Source organism: Blautia sp. NSJ-140, from assembly GCF_022868965.1.
Lineage (GTDB): Bacteria > Bacillota > Clostridia > Lachnospirales > Lachnospiraceae > Blautia_A.
Genome location: NZ_JALIFS010000005.1, coordinates 114,491 through 133,529, shown reverse-complemented (window position 1 = coordinate 133,529; position 19,039 = coordinate 114,491). Strand labels below are relative to the sequence as shown.

Annotated in this window: 20 protein-coding genes and 1 pseudogene; 2 read left to right on the top strand and 19 right to left on the bottom strand. The window is 42.7% G+C overall.

The features are described 5' to 3' along the window. Positions 1 to 112 precede the first annotated feature (112 nt). Positions 113 to 742, bottom strand: a pseudogene (locus MUB50_RS07820) (DNA/RNA non-specific endonuclease); the annotation flags it as partial. Between the two features lie 440 nt (positions 743 to 1,182). Here MUB50_RS07820 and MUB50_RS07815 point away from each other — a divergent pair. Then, entirely contained in the window at positions 1,183 to 1,413 is a 231-nt protein-coding gene (locus MUB50_RS07815; RefSeq protein WP_015524906.1) for an alpha/beta-type small acid-soluble spore protein, read from the top strand. Positions 1,414 to 1,781: 368 nt separating this feature from the next. Here the strand turns inward: MUB50_RS07815 and MUB50_RS07810 are convergent, their stop codons facing one another. From MUB50_RS07810 to MUB50_RS07795, 4 genes are all read right to left on the bottom strand, one after another. Continuing rightward, positions 1,782 to 2,381 carry a DUF6465 family protein gene (locus MUB50_RS07810; RefSeq protein WP_182433943.1) on the bottom strand — a complete coding sequence of 200 codons (600 nt, stop codon included), beginning with the start codon at positions 2,379 to 2,381 and terminating at the stop codon, positions 1,782 to 1,784. A gap of 78 nt (positions 2,382 to 2,459) precedes the next feature. Then, positions 2,460 to 4,520, bottom strand: a complete 2,061-nt coding sequence (recG, locus tag MUB50_RS07805) for an ATP-dependent DNA helicase RecG (protein ID WP_118623945.1) — start codon at positions 4,518 to 4,520, stop codon at positions 2,460 to 2,462. Positions 4,521 to 4,532: 12 nt separating this feature from the next. After that, positions 4,533 to 6,185, bottom strand: coding sequence for a DAK2 domain-containing protein (locus MUB50_RS07800; RefSeq protein WP_118623943.1), 1,653 nt, complete (start codon positions 6,183 to 6,185; stop codon positions 4,533 to 4,535). Between the two features lie 20 nt (positions 6,186 to 6,205). Then, on the bottom strand, positions 6,206 to 6,565 hold the full coding sequence (locus MUB50_RS07795; RefSeq protein WP_015524900.1) for an Asp23/Gls24 family envelope stress response protein: 360 nt from the start codon (positions 6,563 to 6,565) through the stop codon (positions 6,206 to 6,208). A 363-nt stretch (positions 6,566 to 6,928) separates the two neighbouring features. Here MUB50_RS07795 and rpmB point away from each other — a divergent pair, with 363 nt between their 5' ends. Beyond that, positions 6,929 to 7,117, top strand: a complete 189-nt coding sequence (rpmB, locus tag MUB50_RS07790) for a 50S ribosomal protein L28 (protein ID WP_015524898.1) — start codon at positions 6,929 to 6,931, stop codon at positions 7,115 to 7,117. 294 nt (positions 7,118 to 7,411) lie between these two features. Here the strand turns inward: rpmB and MUB50_RS07785 are convergent, their stop codons facing one another. The 14 genes from MUB50_RS07785 to ruvA form a co-directional block, all read right to left on the bottom strand. Beyond that, positions 7,412 to 7,783 (bottom strand): GerW family sporulation protein, encoded by a 372-nt coding sequence (locus tag MUB50_RS07785; RefSeq protein ID WP_015524896.1) that lies wholly within the window; start codon positions 7,781 to 7,783, stop codon positions 7,412 to 7,414. Continuing rightward, positions 7,767 to 8,828 (bottom strand): DUF2953 domain-containing protein, encoded by a 1,062-nt coding sequence (locus MUB50_RS07780; protein WP_244790781.1) that lies wholly within the window; start codon positions 8,826 to 8,828, stop codon positions 7,767 to 7,769. The genes MUB50_RS07785 and MUB50_RS07780 overlap by 17 nt, the downstream gene beginning before the upstream one ends. A gap of 4 nt (positions 8,829 to 8,832) precedes the next feature. Beyond that, the gene (locus MUB50_RS07775) at positions 8,833 to 9,144 is read right to left on the bottom strand and encodes a hypothetical protein (protein ID WP_118623939.1); all 312 of its coding nucleotides are present in this window, start codon (positions 9,142 to 9,144) and stop codon (positions 8,833 to 8,835) included. A gap of 64 nt (positions 9,145 to 9,208) precedes the next feature. Next, positions 9,209 to 9,664, bottom strand: coding sequence for an NUDIX hydrolase (locus MUB50_RS07770; protein ID WP_015524893.1), 456 nt, complete (start codon positions 9,662 to 9,664; stop codon positions 9,209 to 9,211). A gap of 100 nt (positions 9,665 to 9,764) precedes the next feature. After that, positions 9,765 to 11,258: a peptidoglycan D,D-transpeptidase FtsI family protein gene (locus tag MUB50_RS07765; RefSeq protein WP_118513508.1), complete on the bottom strand. Its 1,494-nt coding sequence runs from the start codon at positions 11,256 to 11,258 to the stop codon at positions 9,765 to 9,767. Beyond that, positions 11,161 to 12,540, bottom strand: a complete 1,380-nt coding sequence (locus MUB50_RS07760) for an FtsW/RodA/SpoVE family cell cycle protein (protein ID WP_118513506.1) — start codon at positions 12,538 to 12,540, stop codon at positions 11,161 to 11,163. Before MUB50_RS07760 ends, MUB50_RS07765 begins: the two co-directional genes overlap by 98 nt. A gap of 6 nt (positions 12,541 to 12,546) precedes the next feature. Next, complete coding sequence (locus MUB50_RS07755; RefSeq protein ID WP_118513581.1) at positions 12,547 to 14,706, bottom strand: peptidase U32 family protein; 2,160 nt, start codon at positions 14,704 to 14,706, stop codon at positions 12,547 to 12,549. A gap of 88 nt (positions 14,707 to 14,794) precedes the next feature. Continuing rightward, the gene (locus MUB50_RS07750; protein ID WP_015524889.1) at positions 14,795 to 15,202 is read right to left on the bottom strand and encodes a cell division protein ZapA; all 408 of its coding nucleotides are present in this window, start codon (positions 15,200 to 15,202) and stop codon (positions 14,795 to 14,797) included. A gap of 609 nt (positions 15,203 to 15,811) precedes the next feature. Continuing rightward, positions 15,812 to 16,150, bottom strand: a complete 339-nt coding sequence (locus MUB50_RS07745; protein ID WP_244790779.1) for a ribonuclease — start codon at positions 16,148 to 16,150, stop codon at positions 15,812 to 15,814. A 99-nt stretch (positions 16,151 to 16,249) separates the two neighbouring features. Then, positions 16,250 to 16,513 (bottom strand): DUF6275 family protein, encoded by a 264-nt coding sequence (locus tag MUB50_RS07740; protein ID WP_118513502.1) that lies wholly within the window; start codon positions 16,511 to 16,513, stop codon positions 16,250 to 16,252. Positions 16,514 to 16,523: 10 nt separating this feature from the next. Further along, positions 16,524 to 16,826: a DUF4406 domain-containing protein gene (locus MUB50_RS07735; protein ID WP_244790777.1), complete on the bottom strand. Its 303-nt coding sequence runs from the start codon at positions 16,824 to 16,826 to the stop codon at positions 16,524 to 16,526. A gap of 223 nt (positions 16,827 to 17,049) precedes the next feature. Next, on the bottom strand, positions 17,050 to 17,211 hold the full coding sequence (locus tag MUB50_RS17355) for a hypothetical protein (RefSeq protein ID WP_442863186.1): 162 nt from the start codon (positions 17,209 to 17,211) through the stop codon (positions 17,050 to 17,052). A gap of 84 nt (positions 17,212 to 17,295) precedes the next feature. Then, on the bottom strand, positions 17,296 to 18,306 hold the full coding sequence (gene ruvB, locus MUB50_RS07730) for a Holliday junction branch migration DNA helicase RuvB (protein ID WP_015524888.1): 1,011 nt from the start codon (positions 18,304 to 18,306) through the stop codon (positions 17,296 to 17,298). A 58-nt stretch (positions 18,307 to 18,364) separates the two neighbouring features. Next, positions 18,365 to 18,976, bottom strand: a complete 612-nt coding sequence (gene ruvA / locus MUB50_RS07725) for a Holliday junction branch migration protein RuvA (RefSeq protein ID WP_118513498.1) — start codon at positions 18,974 to 18,976, stop codon at positions 18,365 to 18,367. Positions 18,977 to 19,039: the final 63 nt, after the last annotated feature.

Here is a 19,039-nt window from a genome sequence, read left to right as displayed (position 1 = left end):
CAAAAAAGTGCAATTTAATTCGTATAAATTCATGGAAAATTAATATTTTCTGTTGCTGAGAACGGAGTGAACAGTAACTATTTTCTCCGACTTTGCTTCATATACCCTATTCTTCCCAGCTGTTTCCTGTAGTATAATCAATTTCAATTCCCGGCTGTATGTTATAAACGAAAACATGGAAAGATATCTTCTGGTCTTTAACGGATTCGGCTTCCATTTCCACACCTCGGGCTACCAGTTCATCTCCCTTAAAAAACGGAGTCACACGATACATACAGGGATTTCCTGTACTGTGCACATAATCTGCAACTTCATTTTCAAAAGGAAGCATTCCGGTTACATTGAGATATCGGGTTCCTGTGATAAGATTTTTCTTGTTTGCATTCTCACCAGTCAGCTGATACCCGATAAGATGGCAACGATTATACAGATACCTGCCATCTACATTTTCATATTTTACAGTATGCCATCCTGTAGGCTTTACCATTCCGATCGCTCCTCGCTCTTCATCAGGCATCAGCTCCGGTGTGATCTTGGATTCTGCATAACCGCAGCGTCCCAGAGAATCCAGTTCACTGTAAAATTCGTATGCAGGTCCTGCGCTTTTTTCATCAGAAAAAGATGGTACATTTCCATTGATCTCCACATATGGACTGTCGCTGTATTCCGGAATCTGATCCAGAGAAACAGATTCTGTCTGCTCTCCTTGCTTCGCCTGGGATTGTTTCAGCAAACCTGCCACTGCATCGGAAGCGGATTCCGAAACATCTTCCCAGAGGATCTGTGCATTTTCTTCTATATATGTAAGAAATACCTGTCCGAAGATCCGGCTTTGATCTTTTACCTCTTTCAGGCTCCGCGGCGGCATCCATCCATTACATACTGCAAGGATAACACACAGAATAATAGCTGTGAGTATTTTTCGCATGGGCTGTTTTTTTCGTTTATATTTTCGTTTGTATGTAGGATAACGTTTCTTTTTCACGGGACCCCCTTATTTTTGTCTGACAGATATTATATGTTGTGCAGAAATTATTATAACTTCTGTTCCTGTAAAAAAGCAACCATACATTCTGTTTTTTATATTTTTGATTTCCTTTAACTGCCAGTGTATTATTTTACGGATTTCATATACTAGCAATGTAACATCAAAACAAACAACAACCAAGGAGGAAATGAATTATGCCAAGTAACACTTCTTCTAACAAAGCAGTTGTACCGGAAGCAAAGGGCGCACTTGACCGTTTCAAATATGAGGTAGCAAACGAGCTGGGTGTTCCGCTTACAGACGGATACAACGGAAACCTGACTTCCAAACAGAACGGATCCGTAGGCGGATATATGGTCAAAAAAATGATCGAGGCGCAGGAGCGGCAGATGTCCGGCAACTCCCAGGGCGGACAGCAGTACTAAATCTGTGCGCGCAGGTAGTTTTATTGCTATGCTGAGTTGATCTAAGCTCATGCAAAAAAAGATGCTGTCTGACAGAACTGAAAAACTGCCAGACAACATCTTTTAATTTTATATAAAAAGAGATCTTATTTCATAAACATATCCACACATTATACAAATAATAAGATCCAAAAATCTTAAAATCCTATATTTATTTACAGCAATTCCTGTACTTTCCGATTACATCTGCTGATGCTCCGAAAACAGTTTTGCAGTCATCATGCTATTCTCATTTGGTCAAATACACAAAAGAAATAGCCTGCTACAGATTTTCTCTATAGCAGGCCATCTTACATACTCTTTTATATACTTTTTATCAGAGACTCTTTTTACAGTCCGATAAATCCTGTAACATCTCCGTTGATCACATAATGTGCACCATTATCTTCCGGTTTAATGTAGATTTTGAGATCTTTCAGTTCAGAGGCTTTTTTGCCCATGTCCTCTGTCCAGATCTTTTTGATCCTGTCAGCAACCTCTGAAGTATGTATCTCCTTGCCCCAGTACTGAACATATACTTCTGTTACTGGCTCAGCTTTCTTAGCTGCTGTTTTTCGTGTTGTTTTAGTCGCTGTTGTCTTAGCAGCCGTCCTGGTTGTTGTTTTCTTAACTGCAGTAGTTTTTCGTGTTGTTGTCTTCCTGGCAGTTGTTTTCTTAGCCGGTTCTTCTGATTTTACAGCTGTTGTTTTCTCTTCATCAGATTTTACTTCTGCTGCTTTTTCTTCTACTGGTTTCTCAGCAACAGGTTTTACCTCTGCTGTCTTCTCAGCTACTTTTGTCTCTACAGATGCTTTTGCATCGTCTGTCTTCGGTGTCTCAGCCTTAACGGCTTTCTCTTCGGATGCGGTTACTACAGATTTTGCAGGAGTCTCGCTTACTGAAGCCGTTTTTACGATTGTCTTGGTTGCAGCTTTCTTTGTTCTAGCCATGTTTATAGCCTCCTTACAAGGGATTTGTTAATCTTTTCTCGAATTTTAGGATATCACTTTTTGTGAAAGAACGCAAGGTTAGATCCCCAGATTTTCCAGTTCTTCACTCATATACCCCTTGAGATGTTCCTTTAAAGCCTCATGCTGAGGCAGGATAAGATCAAAATCCAGTGCCAGGATCTCACCGGCTGCTTCACTTGCATTCTTCAAAATCCCGGCATCATTGTAGATATCACCAATCTTAAATTCCATCAGTCCGCTCTGGCGGATACCGAAAAGATCTCCTGGACCCCGAAGCTTCAGATCTTCTCCGGCTATATAAAATCCATCATTGGATTCATTGAGGATCTTCAGGCGTTTAGAAGTATTTTCTTCATTATTTCCCTGGATAAAAATACAGTATGACTGATGCTCTCCACGCCCTACACGGCCCCGAAGCTGATGAAGCTGGGCAAGCCCGAAACGTTCTGCGTTTTCTACCATCATAACGGTAGCATTTGGCACATTCACTCCGACCTCCACAACTGTGGTAGATACCAGCACCTGGATCTCGCCGGAAGCAAAAGCCTCCATGATCCTGTTTTTCTCTTTTGGCTTCATCTTTCCGTGAAGAATCTCTACGCTGATCTCTCTCGGCAGGACCTCCTGAAGCTTTCTGGCATAATCTGTAACATTCTCTGCCTCCAAGCCTTCGCTCTCTTCCACCATAGGACAGATCACATAAGCCTGCCTTCCCATCTGCACCTGCTTTTCAATAAAAGAATACGCCTTGGGACGGTAGGAAGTTCCTACTACGCAATTCTTGATCGGAAGTCTTTTTGCAGGAAGCTCGTCAATGATCGAAATATCCAGATCTCCGTATAAAATGATCGCCAGTGTCCGGGGAATGGGGGTTGCGCTCATAACAAGTACATGAGGCGGATTTCCTCTGGTCGTCAGCGCTTCCCTCTGGCGAACGCCGAATCTGTGCTGCTCATCTGTGATCACAAGCCCCAGATTCTTATATTCCACCTTTTCCTGGATCAGAGCATGAGTTCCGATGATCACATTCACTTCACCGTCTGCAATCTTCTGATAGATCTCACGCTTCTGTCTGGCTGTGGTAGATCCTGTCAGAAGCACCGGATGGCAGGAAGCGATATTCTGTTCTTCCATCAGCCTCAGAAAGCCTTCGTAATGCTGATTTGCCAGAACCTCTGTCGGTACCATCAATGCACTCTGAAATCCATTCTCTGCTGAAAGTACCATAGCTAAAAATGCGATCACGGTCTTGCCGCTACCAACATCCCCCTGTACAAGCCTGGACATCAGCTTATGACCGCTCAGATCCCGTTCGATCTCATGCCAGACATTCTTCTGGGCTCCGGTCAGGTCATAGGGAAGCCCTTCTATGATCTCCTCGGTTGTCCATACTGGTTTCATAGGAAACGTGTTTGGAGCCTCTTCTGTTTTCTCCTTCAAGAGCTGTATTGCCAGCACAAAAAGCAGAAATTCATCGAATACCAGACGTTTCCTGGCTGTGAGAAGCTCCTGCATATTTTTCGGAAAATGGATAGTCCGGATCGCATAATTGGCATCTGCGAGCTGATAGCGTTCCCGTATCTCCTCCGGCAGATATTCCCCATGGAGAGGCCTTGTATCCAAAATCTGATGGACCAACTTCGTGATCATCTTGTTGGAAAGTCCTTTCGTCAGACCATATACAGGCTGCATACTGTGAATGATCTCCTCATAAGCTGCCGGGGTAAAAATCTCCGGATGTTCCATCTGCGGACGGCCTTTTTTTCTGATGATCTTTCCTCTGAGGATAAACACACTGCCCTTTTTGAGTGTTCCCCTCAAATAAGGCGCATTGAACCAGGCAACCGGTAATCGGCCGCTTGCATCTGCCACAGTTGTTGTCAGAACCTGGAGATTGCGTATCTGGTTAATATAAATACCTGTTGCTATAGTGGCACGGATAGAGACTGTTTTGTTCTCCTCTGCTGATGCAATCTCCACAGGCTCCTCATATATATCGTAAGTCCGCGGATAATAACGGAGAAGCTCTTCCGCAGTCGTGATCCCGATCTTCTGGAAAAGCTTCTCTGTTTTCTCACCCACGCCTTTTAATTCACGCAAAGGTGTCTTTTCATTCATTTTTTATACTCTTTATTCTACAGAAATCAGATAGTAGTAGATCGGTTGTCCGCCCTGGTTCAGCTCAACCTCGCACTCCGGATATTTCTCAGTAAGAGAATCAGAAAGTGCCTCTGCATCTTCTTCCGATACATCCTCACCATAGTAAACACTGATGATCTCAGATTCCTCGTCAACCATCTCTGCTACCATCTCCTCTGCTACCTGAAGTCGATCCCTGCCTACTGCAAGGATACCTGCATCACCGATTCCCATGATATCTCCCTCATGGATTTCCTTGTCATCAATGCGTGTGTCACGAACTGCATAAGTAATCTGTCCGGTTTTTACTCTGGATATAGCATCTGTCATGGAAGCAAGATTCTCCTCGCCACCTTTTTCCGGAACAAAGCTGATCATTGCAGAAATTCCCTGTGGGATTGTCTTGGTTGGTACTACAATGATCTCCTTATCCTCAGTCAGATCCCTCGCCTGATTTGCTGCAAGGATAATATTCTTGTTATTCGGGAAAATATAAATTGTTTTTGCATTTACTTTCTCAATAGCATTGAGCATATCTTCGGTACTTGGATTCATAGTCTGGCCGCCTTCGATCAGATAATCTACGCCAAGTTCACGGAAAATCTGAGAAAGTCCCTCGCCTACGGATACGGAAATAAAGCCATGATCCTTAGGAGGTTCCTTGTTTTCTGCCTGTTCTTTTGCAAGTTTTTCCGCATCTTTGATCAGTTTTTCCTGATGTTCTTCTCTCATATTGTCAATCTTCATGCGGGAAAGCTGACCATACGTGAGTGCGCGTTCAAAAGCCTGTCCCGGATGATTGGTGTGCACGTGTACCTTGACAATCTCATCATCAGCCACCAAAACAATGGAATCACCGATGGAATCCAGAAATTCACGGAAACGGTCGATCTCATCCTGTGGAAGCGGTTTTTCAAGAAGAATAATAAATTCTGTACAATATCCAAATTTAATGTCTGCCTCTGCCTGAGGAGAAATTTTTGTGATCTTAGGAGCTACTGTTTCAAACTGGGAATAATCCACTTCTTTTCCATGATATCCGTCGATGGCACCACGGAAAACTTCCAGAAGTCCCTGTCCACCAGAATCCACAACACCTGCTTCTTTCAGGACCGGAAGCATCTCCGGTGTTCTGGCAAGAGTTTCCTCTGCATGCTGAAAGATCCCGTCGAAAAAAGCATCCAGATCTTCTGCCGCATCAGCAAGCTCTGCTGCTCTGTCTGCTGCAGCTCTGGCTACAGTAAGAATGGTTCCCTCTTTTGGTTTCATAACTGCCTTGTATGCAGTCTCAACGCCTCGCTCCATAGCTGCGGCAATGGCAGGTGCATCCAGATCCGTAAGTTTACGCACACCTCTGGTAAATCCACGCAGAAGCTGTGACAGGATAACACCGGAATTACCTCTGGCTCCACGAAGGGAACCGGAAGAAATTGCCTTTGCCAGGGATTCCATATCCGGATCTGTAAGAGCACCTACTTCGGAAGCAGCAGACATGATGGTAAGCGTCATATTGGTTCCTGTATCTCCGTCAGGTACAGGAAACACATTCAGTTCATTGATCCATTCTTTCTTCGCTTCCAGATTTTTTGCTCCGGACAGAAACATTCTGGAAAGTATTTTAGCATCTATGGTTTTGTTATTCACCACAAGTTCCTCCTCTAAAACTAATCTATTGCACGTACGCCCTCAACCATAATGTTGATTTTCTCAATCTCCATTCCTGTAAAGGCTTCGACTTTATATTTTACATTGTTGACAAGATTGTCCGCAATAGTACTGATATTCACGCCATATGCTACGATGACATGAAAATTCAGCCGGATCTTGTTATCATCCGTGATCTTAACACTGATACCATGTTTCAGGCTGTCAATACGCAAAAGCTTGACCAGGCCATCCTTCATACTGATAGCTGCCATTCCGATGATGCCAAAACACTCTACCGCCACACTGCCGGCATAAGTCGCAATGACATCCGTATCAATTACAATCTGACCCAATCCGGAATCTATACGTCCATTCATATGGTTACCTCCATTGTTTCATTCAGATTAAATTATATAAAACTATTATAACCTTTTTTTTACGATTACGCAATGATAGAGTTCAACTTGTTTTGTCTTATAGAAAATTACTTTATTTTCAAAGCATCCTACATATCCGGAAATGGCATAAAATCAGCATTTCCAAGTCTTCATAGTATAAATATATTGCTTTTCTTGCAAGAACACAACGCTTAATTTCACCACGATCCGCCCTGTTCCTGGAGGTATAGGGTATTTTCCTTAAAACTCTTTGCAGAATTTTTGATAAATTTCCTTTTTTTGCTTGCAAAAGAGCAATTCATCTGTTAAAATGGTGACTGTTGATAAAAGGAGGTGCTATTCATGGCTAAATGTGCAATCTGCGATAAAGGAGCTCATTTCGGAAACAATGTGAGTCATTCCCATAGAAGATCCAACAAAATGTGGAAATCTAACGTTAAATCCGTCAGAGTAAAAACAACTGCCGGCGGAGCAAAGAAAATGTATGTATGTACTTCTTGTTTAAGATCCGGAAAAGTTGAAAGAGCGTAAGTAATATCGTATGCCCCCGTAGAATGCGGGGGCTGTTTTTTTATCTTTAAGACAGATAAATCACAAGCGGGAAGTATGCCAAGTGCACACTTCCCGCTTATCTGCAAAACATATGATATCCGCACAGCAGACATATGACTGCCATTGCGATCACAATAAAATTCTCTGTAATAAGAATACCAAGAACCATGCCCACACCAATAAAAAACAGCATAAAACCAGTTAGCTTTCCCACTCCTGTCTGCTCATTTCCTGTTTTTTATTACAGTATATGCATGAAATCTAAATGGAATACTACTCTTCTTTCCCGTCTGTATCCTCAGCATTGCCTGCACCTGGCGCAAAACGGTTCACAAAATCCGGCACCATATCCAGAACCTTGGTAAGGCCATCCTGATTTTTTACGTTTACAAGTTTGGTGCTTCCATTCTGGATCACAAGTACTGCACAGGGAGACATCTTTCCGGCAAGACCTCCGCCGCCGTTATTCTTCTTGTCCCCTTCAAAAGCTCCGGCTCCCACGCCGAAGGATACATCGACCAGAGGAAGGATAATGGTATCACCCACATGAATGGCATCGCCAACCACTGTCTTGGCCGATACAAAGCCATCCATTCCTTTAAATAATGAATTCACGGTATCTTTGAAATTATTCTCTTTCTCCATGTTTTACCTCCTTATGTCTCCATCGGTGGATGACGTATTTTATATTTTTATTGAAATAAAGCTCTGCTGCTGTTTTGAGAACTACAATTCCATAAATCCTTCCCTTTAACAGGATCTCTCCCTCAAGAACATTTTCATCATCAAAAAGGGGCGCTACTTCGATCTTGTTTTTATGAAAAGGAATCGTCATTCCTAATACAGCCAATACCATACCTGTAACTGCCGGATCTTCATTGCCAAATGTGATTTTTCCGGTGATCCTTGTCGGAAGCACATGATAAATCAGTTTTTTTGCATTTTTCCACAGAAAGGAAAGAGCCGCTCTGGTTCGGGGATGATCTAAAAATTCTTTCCACCAGTTTATCTTATCACAGAAATTCCGGATTGTTAATGCAAGACTTTGAATTTTTTTCAGAATCCTTTTAGGGATTCCAAGAAAATTATGAATGATTCGGATCAGCTTTCCAACTGCCGTTTTTATTTTTCCCACTATATTCAAAATTAAATCTGCAATCTTTGTCCGAAGCTTCTTTTCATCTTCCGATATTTCTTCAGAAATCGATATCGGCTCCATTATTACATTTTCCGAAATTTCATTTATATCTTCAACAGTATCTTCCTGAGGCTCAGACATTTGTAACTCTGCTGCATCGTTCTGCTGTTCGCTTTTTGATGTCTTTTCATGGCTTCTGGAAGACTCTGTCTGTTTTTTTGCATTTTGATTTCCGGAGTTGGAAAGAGCTCTTGGTTCCTTTTTTTTACGAAACAGATTTTTTAATTTTTCCAACGGAATCCCTAAAAAACATATTTTTGTTTTCAGAACGCCCTGCTCCCAGAATACCTGTGCAGATATTATATGAAGCAGCCAGCTCACTTCACCGGTAGCATGTATTTCACGAAGACTATCCGTACGGTCTTTTTTTATTTTCCCTCTGTATCTGATCGGACAGAACAAAAGAAGCAGCAGGATCAGAAAGATCAGCCCGATCAGGATCCCCAGAAGGATCAATATCCATTTTATTATCAGCCATAATATATGCAGCATTAGTTCACCTGTTTTTCAGATATTCTTTTATTTTAAAATTTCCAGTTTCGGTATAAACCTGTTCGATCACATCCTGTGCCATCTGTATAGCACCTGATTTTCCTCTGGCCATTCCAATGATCAAAGGACAGGTGTCTCTGGCGCTTCGCTGTACAAGCATGCCTGCGGGAAGAATTTCCAAAATATTTCCGGGATTATCAGACAAAGTAACAACGTAGATATCTGGCACGAATTTGCCAGCAGTGATCCTGGCTCTTATTCTGGTAGGATTTTTTACATCATTTCCTATGTAATAGTTTTTCATCCATTTTAGCAATCTGCCATCACCTCCGTCTATAATGCCAAACAGGGCTGCGTAAGTACACAGCCCTGTCCTGTTGTTAAAAATACTTCTGCTGTTTCGCCCAGACGCCCTCACTTCGCATTTCCAGATACTCCTGATAGGCCTGTTCCACGATATGCTTCTCGTTGGAAAAACGGAGAAGATGATAGATCTCGTGAAACTTATAGTATCCGGAATCTACAAAATATTCCTCTCGCTGGGGTTTGCTATGATAATTATCAGCTATCATGAGATACCAGTGTACCTCTTTCATTACCACATCCTCCGGAACGGTGAAATTATACTGGCTCTTGCCGATATATTTCACGATAGAGGCCCGAACACCTGCTTCTTCCATTACTTCACGCAAAGCAGTCTGCTCAAAAGTCTCTCCTTTTTCTACAGTTCCTTTGGGAAGCACCCATCCTTCATAACGGTTCCTGTAGGATTTATATAATGCCAGGATCTTACCCCGATGAATTACCACACCGCCACAGCTTGTTGCTTCTATCATATTGCAATCCTCCTGTAATGCGTGTGTCTTTTGCACTGGCTATAGTATACCTCTTTTTCACCTTATAGGCAAGGGGCAAGAAGCAGATACTGTTCTCAATTTAATCGAAATAATATGCATCAAAAACATCTGCCGCAATGGGAACTGCCGCTTCACTTCCGGTTCCGCCGTTTTCCACGATCACTGCAATGGCGATATCCGGATCATCTACATTAGAATAACCCACAAACCAGGAATGACTGGAGCCATTTTCATCAAACTCCGCAGAACCGGTCTTTCCGGCAACAGTATATCCTCGTCCGTTCAATGCAGAAGCCGTACCGTTTTCAACTACATTTTTCATTAGTTTTCCAAGGATATTGGCTTCATTTCTTGTCATCAGACGTTTGTATTCTGTTTTTTCTGTTTCTCTGACCGTATCACCGGAATTATTCACGATCTTATCGATCATGGTTGGCTTCATCAGTACACCATCATTGGCGATGGCACTTGTGATCAATGCCATATGCATCGGAGAAACAAGAGTGTTACCCTGGCCGATCGAGGTCTGCATCACAAGTGCATTCGGAGAATCTTTATCAAGGGTAAAGCGGCTGGTTTTATAGGAATTCAGCGGAAGAGCCCTATTAAAGAGCAGATCTTCTGCAGTACTTTTCAGAGTATCTCCTCCCAGGCCAAGTCCCATATCTGCAAATGCACAGTTACAGGAATGTGCAAAAGCGGAATAAAAATCCTCCTGTCCATGTACTGTACCATTGTAACACTGGATCGTGTGGTCATCCACTGTAATACTTCCCTGACACAGATAGGAATATCCTTCCAGTGATCCCTTTTGCCTGAAATAATCCAGTGCCGTGACGATCTTAAATGTTGATCCCGGCGGATAAGCTCCATTGGTCGCACGGTTTAAAAGGCTACTGTTACTTTCATCATTAACAAGGGTATCCCAGTTCTGTGCGATCGTATTCGGATCAAAATCTGGTTTGCTCACCATAGCCAGGATACGTCCGGTGGATGGTTCCAGTACAACTACCGCTCCTCTCCGGTCTCCCAGAGAATTGTATGCCGTTGTCTGAAGATCTGCATTCAGACTGGAGATCACGGTATCACCCTGATTCTTTTTTCCCAGAAATTCATTTTTCATCTGTTCCAGAAAAAATGAATGGGAGGTGAGAAGCTGGAAATTTGCTTCCGATTCCAAACCGCTCTTACCATTGGTATCATATCCTACTGCATGTGCAAAAATATTGGAAAACGGATACGTTCTCTCTTCTGTTCCATCTTCATACACATTGGTCTGTGCCAGAACCTCACCATCCGAAGACTGGATACTTCCACGTACTACACGGTCCGAAAATGTATCCTGACGGGTGTTGTACGGGCTGTTGATAAAATCTTCGCTTTTTATGGCGTCAAAATAGACCAGATATCCGATCAGACTGACAAAGATCAATATAAAGAAGGCCGATACAAAAGTTAAAGGCCGGTTCTTTTTTCTACGGAGTCTGGCGATTTCTCTTTCTCTCAGGCGTTGCTCTCTTTCCTCTTCTTTCAATCGTTTCTTTTCGCTGCGTTTCAATTTGTTCGTCCTCATCTTCCCTCAGAATATACAGTCCCTGAATGATCGCAAGCATCAGGATGGTACACATGACAGAACTGCCTCCGTAACTCACCAGCGGAAGTGTAACTCCTGTCATTGGAATAAACTTGGTTGCACCGCCAATGGTCAGAAATACCTGAAAAGCATATTCCGTTCCGAGCCCCAGTGCGATCAGTTTATAAAACGGATTCCTGATCTTTAGTGCAATAGTAACGATCATCAGAAAAAAGCTTGTGCATACAAGAATCAGGCAGATGGCAAAAATGCCACCCAGTTCCTCGCAGATAGCACTGAAGATAAAATCATTTTTTACGACCGGAATCTTCTCCGGAGAGCCCTGACAAAGTCCCATTCCAAACCAGCCTCCGGTTCCGATCGCAAACAGAGACTGCACGATCTGATAACCTTCATTTTGATAGACAGCCATCGGATCCTTCCAGGCACTGACTCGCTGACGGACATGTCCAAAAAGATGATATGCGATCACCGAACCAACGCATCCTCCGCCAAGTCCCAGAAATAAATAGCTCGGATTTCTCGTTGCCACATAGATCAGTACAAGGTAGGTGACAAAAAAGATTACTGCACTACCCAGATCCCTGGAAAGGACCAGGATCCCTACATGGATCACTGCAACGATCGTAGCCAGTACTACTTTGCGAAAATCCACCTTGGTACACAGAAGTGATGCCATAAAAAATACGAAGGTTATCTTGATCACCTCGGAAGGCTGGATTCCCATAAGAGAAAGCTTTGCACCGTAGCTTGTGCTTGCCAGAACAAGAACTGCCGCCAGAAGTACAATACCAATTCCGGCATAAGCCCATGTAAGATCCTTTAAAAATTTCATTTTTCGTATCATTACCGGTATCACCAGTGATACTGCACTTCCTGCGGCCACGATCAGAAGCTGCTTAGTTGCAGACGGAAGTGAAAGCCTGCAGAGCATGATAAATCCTACGCTCAGGAGCATGCACATATTATTTAAAAGAAGCAGCGATGCATTCGGATAAATAATTCGATAAAGGATCTGGATCGCTGCAAAAAAGATCATCATTTCGATATAGAACAGGATGACCCTGAAATCCATGCTTTTTAAATAGATCACAAGAAATGCTGTAAAATCAATAAAAAAGATCATGGTCAGCTGCTGATGGAGCAGTTCTCTCTTTTCTTCCTCATCCTGCCGCCACACCATATAAAAACAATGAAAGGTATAGACGATCATCAATGTGAGGATCACATACTTAGATAATTCTGTAATTACATTAATCATACACTTTTACTCGGCTCCTCTTTTAAAATGGCCTTTTGTATACCTGCGTCCGGAAGGTTTTCCGTTTTTCTGATAAACCGTCCGGAATTCTTTCAGGATCGCTTTTGCTTTCTCTGGCTCTTCGATCGTAAATGCCAGTCGCAAAGAGTGAAGGTTCAGTTTTTTTACCTGATCTTTTTCACCTGGAAGTCCGTAAGGAATGCTGTTATAAATGATATTATAACAATATTTTGCTTTTTCGGAGATGTTTTTCCCCCATGGATCACAGCTGCATTTTACCGGAAATTCACTGTTATAGCGGTCTTTCAGATAAGCCGTCTCACATTTTCCTGTACATCCGAAAAGATTTTTCCTTACACACTGCGCGGAAAGCATCAGTGGGATATAACCATATAAAAGCAGCTCCGAAGAAGTATTATCTCTGTGTTTCAGTTCACCCTCATTCAACTCAAGGGGGACTGTATTTCGAAGAACTCCCTCTTCCCGCCAGAAATCAACACTCTGATCATTCCAGGTATACATGGATGCATCCAGGATACATTTTTCGCCATATCCCATTTTTTTCAGTACTGCGTAAGATTCCAGGTTTCTTACCAGAAAACCCTTCATACCCTGCTCCAACCATTTTTGAGCTGATCGAAGCCACTTTTCAGGGGTTTCTCCTCGATGGATATGTGGAGTAGAAAGATATAATTCACTACTTGCAGCAAGTTCCGGTGAAAAATACTTTTCCATAGTATCAAAAGGAAAATAAAAACCTGTAATCCCCGGTTCGTTCAAAAGTACTTCCGCAGTATCCGAACGTTCACAGGATACATACACAGGCAGGCTGTCTGTTACCCTTCTGTGACAGGCAGCCTGATCCTTAGATTTCGTCGGCTGCTTCGTAACCTGTGCTCTCTTCTGACATCCGATCAGTGCTTCCCGCAGCTGACTCAGAGCATCTCTTCGTACTTCATTGAGAACTTTAACCGGAACAAAAATCCTTCCATTTATTTCAATGTTCAGATCCTCCCACTGAAAATCTGTATTTCCCAGTTTCTCCATCTGCTGACGGATCCTCTGTTCTTCCATTGGCTGATTTTTAGCAAACTGTACCTCACCGCCCATAGCAGTTACTGTCTGGCCCTTGCAGGTTATTTCAAGTATAACAGGACTTTCAGGAGAAAGTATTAAATTCCCATGAATTTTTTCTTTAATTTTTCTGATCTCCGGCTGGATATTACCGGATTTTTTTTCATTGGCAAAAGCCATCATTTCCGGCCCACGATACATATCATAGTATCCTTTGCAGGATCCTCCCCGGCTGAAAAGCTCAAGAAGATACTTCCGGTCTTCTTCCAGAACGTGATATTCTTTTCCACTTAAATACATATCCAGATATTTTCGATATACTGCCGTGACGCCCGCTGTGTACGCCGGCTGTTTCATACGTCCTTCGATCTTCAGAGACATAACACCCGCCTCCAGGATATCCGGAAGAATATCCAAAGTGCAGATATCTTTCAGACTTAATGCACAAAAATCCTTGTCTCCTTTATATTTTCTGTGATCCATGGTTACACTGTAAGGAAGCCTGCACGGCTGTGCACAGCGGCCACGGTTTCCACTTCTCCCACCGAAAATACTGCTCATCAGACACTGGCCGGAATAGCTGTAACAGAGAGCTCCATGGATAAAAGTCTCTATTTCCAGAGGACTTGCCTTATGCATGGCAGATATCTCTTCCAGAGAAAGCTCTCTGGCCGGAACCACACGCGTTGCTCCCTTTCCCTCCAGAAACCGCATTCCTTCAGGTCCGGTTACTGTCATCTGTGTGCTTGCGTGAATATCCAGATCCGGAAAACTCCGGCGTATAAAAGAAAATACTCCCAGATCCTGTACGATCACCGCATCCAGCCCTGCCTCATAATACGGAAGCAGATATTCAAACAGCTGATCATCCAGTTCACGGTTCTTCAAAAGTGTATTCACAGTAAGATATAATTTACGGTTATGGATATGTGCGGTCTCAATGGCAGTGATCAGCTCTTCCTGAGTAAAGTTCTGCGCATAAGCTCTTGCTCCAAAAGCCGGTCCCCCTACATATACCGCATCAGCCCCGGCACCAATAGCTGCCTCAAAGCTTTCATAAGAACCTGCCGGCGAGAGCAGTTCTGTTATCATATTTTTCAAAGTATTCCCTCATCTCCCATCTGTTAATCAATCCGATGACCATAAAACAAAAGAGGATTACCGAAGCAATCCCCCATCCTTATTTAAGCAGTTCATCAAGTTCTTTCTCCAGTTCTTTCACTTTACCATCCAGAAGATTCTTCTGTTCCTGAGCTTCCTGTTCTGCCTTCTTCGCCTCTTCGATCTGCATTTTCAAAGAGATCAGTTCATGTTTCAGATCATACATCTCCTGGTCTTTCTGCTGCAGATCCTGTTCAAAAATCTCCGCCTGTTTTTTAGCCTTAAAATAATCATCTGTAATATTCAGACTGAGCAGTGTATGCTTGGTCTCCATGGCCTGTCTGGAGTATCCCGGCATCTGACTCAGCTCACTGATCTTATTATTCATATAGGCTGCAACCTTCTGAAAATATTCCTCGGACTCATACCCGCCCAGAGTAATGATCTTTCCATCGATAACAACCTGTGCTGTATTCTTTACCGCCATTCGTAAAGCCTCCTGAATTTATCTGTTACTGGTTATTTCCTCAATAACATTCCTCTGTATTGCCGGTCTTACAACCCACAATTTCTTCTATTATAACTGATTCCTGCAAAAATGTATAGAAGTTTTTCTATTATTTTGTCGATAAATCTGAAAAGCACAAAACCCTTGATTTATGCGGGCTATCGGTTTTCATTTGTGACTAATGTGTGACTAATCAGAATTATATAACAATTCACATATTCCAAGATGATACAATATTTTTCTTAAAAATGCAAATTGCTGATGATCTTCTGGCCGTAATTCCTGCCGGATGCCTGGGCTTTTCCCATAATCTTTAACATATGTTTCCTCCAATAAAAAAAGACGATTATTCGTCTCCTAAAAATACTTGAATTATTTTTTTCGAAATGGTATATTGATAATACAAAAGGAACAACCGCCCACAAGGGGTTGATCTCAGTATAGGGATAGAATTACCACCTTGCACTCAGCCAAAGTTTTGGGGTGGTTTTTCTATGTAGAATAGAGGTCAGCCATCCTGCAACACGATTGTTCCGTGTTCTATATTATCATATCATCCTTTGGTATTCAACGAATTTCACAAGGGGATCACTCGCCCTCTGAATCTTTGTATTTCGTCCTGTCCCAGATACTTTTTACTTTTTCCCAGCCGCCGGTCGCAACCAAATACACTACAAACGCTGCAATAATCGATGCGAAAATATAATACCAGGTGACAGCTGTCTTATAATACGTGCACAGGACTGCCAGTGCCACCGGACACAGGATCAGTGATGTGACCAGTGCTACAATACTTGTCGGGATCTTATTAAGTCCAGGGAGCTCTTTGATCACCTGCACAATGATCGATACCAGGAACGCCAGCACCCCGATCAGCGCCAGACCATATGTTACATACTGCATCATTACATTTACATTTACATTCATGTTCATTCTCCTTTTCTTTCCAGATCTTCTATTCTATGACATGAGCAAATGATTGTTTCCATGTAGTGTTTCCCTTCTCCGACTGTTGCACCGGCGCAATTACAGTTTAAAGCACATGTTCTGAAATTTCTTATAAGCATCAAAGTATAACTCGTGCTTATCTCCGTTATATGTCAGCTCATAATACATTCCATCCGGCACAGTCGTGCTCAGAAGTGCTTTACTGTTCTGTAATGTCTTACAACTCCATACCACGTACACATACTGTACTGTGATCTGTTTTCCATCGGTCTTATCCATGTGCGAATTGGTATATTCAGCTACTTTTACTTTGCAAAGTCTTAAAAATTCTTCATTTCCCATTCCTTACCTCCTACACATAGTCAATTCTCGGAATTCCATACTCAACCGCACACTCATGTTCGATCTTGCATCCTCTTGCTTTCTGCCAGTCTTTTGCAAAATAGGCGATATCGGCATCAGATAAAAACTCCAGGGACTTTCCAATGAACCACAGAGGTTTTGCTCCTACCGGTGCTGACTGGAAGAAAGAATCAATAACCTCTACAGGTTCTCTCAACAACTCTTCTGCCGCTTTGATTGCCACCTTTCGCTCTGCAAGAATCTCCTCATCTGCTTTGCCACTCATTGGCTGACTGATAAATAATTTCTTCATTTCTTGTCCTCTCTTTCTTAAAAAAGTGTATAAAAATACCACCTGCCATTTTCTGACTGGTGGATAATTATTGTTTATTTTAAGTCTTGCATTCTTGTGTATATTATCGTAAAATACACATAAGATATCTTAATAAGAACCATTCGCAGTACCCATGATCTTTTAGATCGTACAGCTGAATGGTTCTTATTTTTTATTTCTTTGATAAACACCAATTATTTTTCTATCCTTGTACAATGCGATCTCTTCCAAAAAAGGAGAGATGTGTTGATCTGAACAGATTATTGACCTGCTCCATTATTTCGCCCTCTTTCAGCGGGCAATCCGTTATATCAAAAATAAAGTTTCCTGCCTGGCGCTTTTTCTTTTTTATCGCATTATACAGAACGTTTTTTCACCTGTGCTAATAGTCTTCAATTCAGATTCTCTGGTAACTCAGTTACCGAGTAATTCACTTTTTTTGTGACCTTTACTTTGTCGATAAATCAGGACGAGGATATCCAAGATGGGTATATGCCAGCACGGAAGCCATTCTTCCACGTGGAGTTCTATTCAGAAAACCTGTCTGTAAAAGATAGGGTTCATAAACGTCTTCAAGTGTTCCGGAGTCTTCTCCTATCGATGCGGCAAGTGTTTCAAGCCCCACGGGTCCGCCCTGAAAATTCAGGATCAAGGTCTGGAGAATGCGGCGGTCCGTTTTATCAAGGCCATACTGATCTACTTCCAGAAGATCCAATGCAAAACAGGCAACATCGTAGGTGATCACACCGTTATACTTCACCTGGGCGAAATCACGCACTCTTTTCAGAAGACGGTTGGCCAGACGGGGAGTTCCTCTGGAACGCTTGGCGATCTCGGCAGCTCCATTGGGTTCGATTTCCACGCCAAGCACCTGAGCGGAACGGAGAATGATCGTCGTCAGTTCTTTTTTATCATAAAACTCCAGTCTCTGAGTTACGCCAAAACGATCACGAAGCGGTGCGGAAAGAAGACCTGCTCTTGTCGTTGCACCTACCAATGTAAACTTCGGCAGGTCCAGACGAATCGAACGGGCGGATGCACCCTTGCCGATCATGATATCGATAGCAAAATCTTCCATCGCCGGGTAAAGAACCTCTTCTACCTGCCGGTTCAGTCTGTGTATCTCATCTACAAACAGTACATCTCCTTCCTGAAGGTTGTTCAGGATCGCAGCCATTTCGCCTGGTTTTTCAATCGCAGGACCTGATGTTACCTTCATATGTGTTCCCATCTCATTGGCAATGATTGCGGAAAGTGTAGTCTTTCCCAGTCCCGGAGGTCCATAAAACAACACATGATCCAATGAATCATGACGCTGCTTTGCTGCTTCGATATAAATTTTCAGGGTATCTTTTGTTTTCTGTTGACCAATATACTCATCCAGACTCTGAGGCCTTAAATTTCCCTCCAGGGAAAAATCCTCTTCTGTAACATCTGTTGTAATGATCCTGTTCTCCATTTGCTATGCTCCGTTCTATTTCATTTCAGTGCGAGCATGTTTGCTCTTACTCACGGCGTTAAAAATTTTTCAGTGCAGCCCGAAGAATTGCTTCTACATCATCTGCCGGTATATCTTCCGGTACCTTTCGTACTGCACGAAGGGCATCTGCAGAACTGTATCCTAATGCGACAAGCGCCTCTACCGCTTCCTGACGACTATCCCTCAGATCAGAGGCTCCCTCGGCTGCTTCTTCCTGCTGATGCGCCAGTTTCATCTCAAAAGCATCTTCCAGCTTCAGCTTGTCTTTCAGCTCCAGAATCATTTTCTGGGCTGTCTTTTTCCCGATTCCAGGGGCCTTGGAGATTGTTTTTACATCATCGGAAAGTACTGCAAAACGAAGCTCGTCTGCACTGATCCCGGAAAGGATACCCAGAGCGCCTTTAGGTCCGACTCCGTTGACACCGATCAGGAGCTTGAACATGCCAAGATCATCCTTCGAAAAAAAACCATATAGCTGTAGAATATCCTCCCGCACATAGAGAAAAGTATGGATCTTCTTTTCATCGCCTATCCGCGCTTTCCCAAGATCCTGTCCTGTCATATAAATCTCATAACCAATTCCGCCATTTTCCACAACCAGACAATTTTCACCGATATCTGCTACGGTACCTTTTACAAAAGAAATCAAATCTCAAGGCTCCTTCCCTGAAACAGCTGAACATCTGTTTCCCATATGAACGCAATAGTAACA

Bases quoted from the DNA above. Each gene is read 5' to 3' on its own strand.
- MUB50_RS07815 (WP_015524906.1), top strand. From the start codon at position 1,183: ATGCCAAGTAACACTTCTTCTAACAAAGCAGTTGTACCGGAAGCAAAG.
- MUB50_RS07810 (WP_182433943.1), bottom strand. From the start codon at position 2,381: ATGGCTAGAACAAAGAAAGCTGCAACCAAGACAATCGTAAAAACGGCT.
- recG (WP_118623945.1), bottom strand. From the start codon at position 4,520: ATGAATGAAAAGACACCTTTGCGTGAATTAAAAGGCGTGGGTGAGAAA.
- MUB50_RS07795 (WP_015524900.1), bottom strand. From the start codon at position 6,565: ATGAATGGACGTATAGATTCCGGATTGGGTCAGATTGTAATTGATACG.
- rpmB (WP_015524898.1), top strand. From the start codon at position 6,929: ATGGCTAAATGTGCAATCTGCGATAAAGGAGCTCATTTCGGAAACAAT.
- MUB50_RS07785 (WP_015524896.1), bottom strand. From the start codon at position 7,783: ATGGAGAAAGAGAATAATTTCAAAGATACCGTGAATTCATTATTTAAA.
- MUB50_RS07780 (WP_244790781.1), bottom strand. From the start codon at position 8,828: ATGCTGCATATATTATGGCTGATAATAAAATGGATATTGATCCTTCTG.
- MUB50_RS07770 (WP_015524893.1), bottom strand. From the start codon at position 9,664: ATGATAGAAGCAACAAGCTGTGGCGGTGTGGTAATTCATCGGGGTAAG.
- MUB50_RS07765 (WP_118513508.1), bottom strand. From the start codon at position 11,258: ATGAGGACGAACAAATTGAAACGCAGCGAAAAGAAACGATTGAAAGAA.
- MUB50_RS07760 (WP_118513506.1), bottom strand. From the start codon at position 12,540: ATGATTAATGTAATTACAGAATTATCTAAGTATGTGATCCTCACATTG.
- MUB50_RS07755 (WP_118513581.1), bottom strand. From the start codon at position 14,706: ATGATAACAGAACTGCTCTCGCCGGCAGGTTCTTATGAAAGCTTTGAG.
- MUB50_RS07750 (WP_015524889.1), bottom strand. From the start codon at position 15,202: ATGGCGGTAAAGAATACAGCACAGGTTGTTATCGATGGAAAGATCATT.
- MUB50_RS07745 (WP_244790779.1), bottom strand. From the start codon at position 16,150: ATGAATGTAAATGTAAATGTAATGATGCAGTATGTAACATATGGTCTG.
- MUB50_RS07740 (WP_118513502.1), bottom strand. From the start codon at position 16,513: ATGGGAAATGAAGAATTTTTAAGACTTTGCAAAGTAAAAGTAGCTGAA.
- MUB50_RS07735 (WP_244790777.1), bottom strand. From the start codon at position 16,826: ATGAAGAAATTATTTATCAGTCAGCCAATGAGTGGCAAAGCAGATGAG.
- ruvB (WP_015524888.1), bottom strand. From the start codon at position 18,306: ATGGAGAACAGGATCATTACAACAGATGTTACAGAAGAGGATTTTTCC.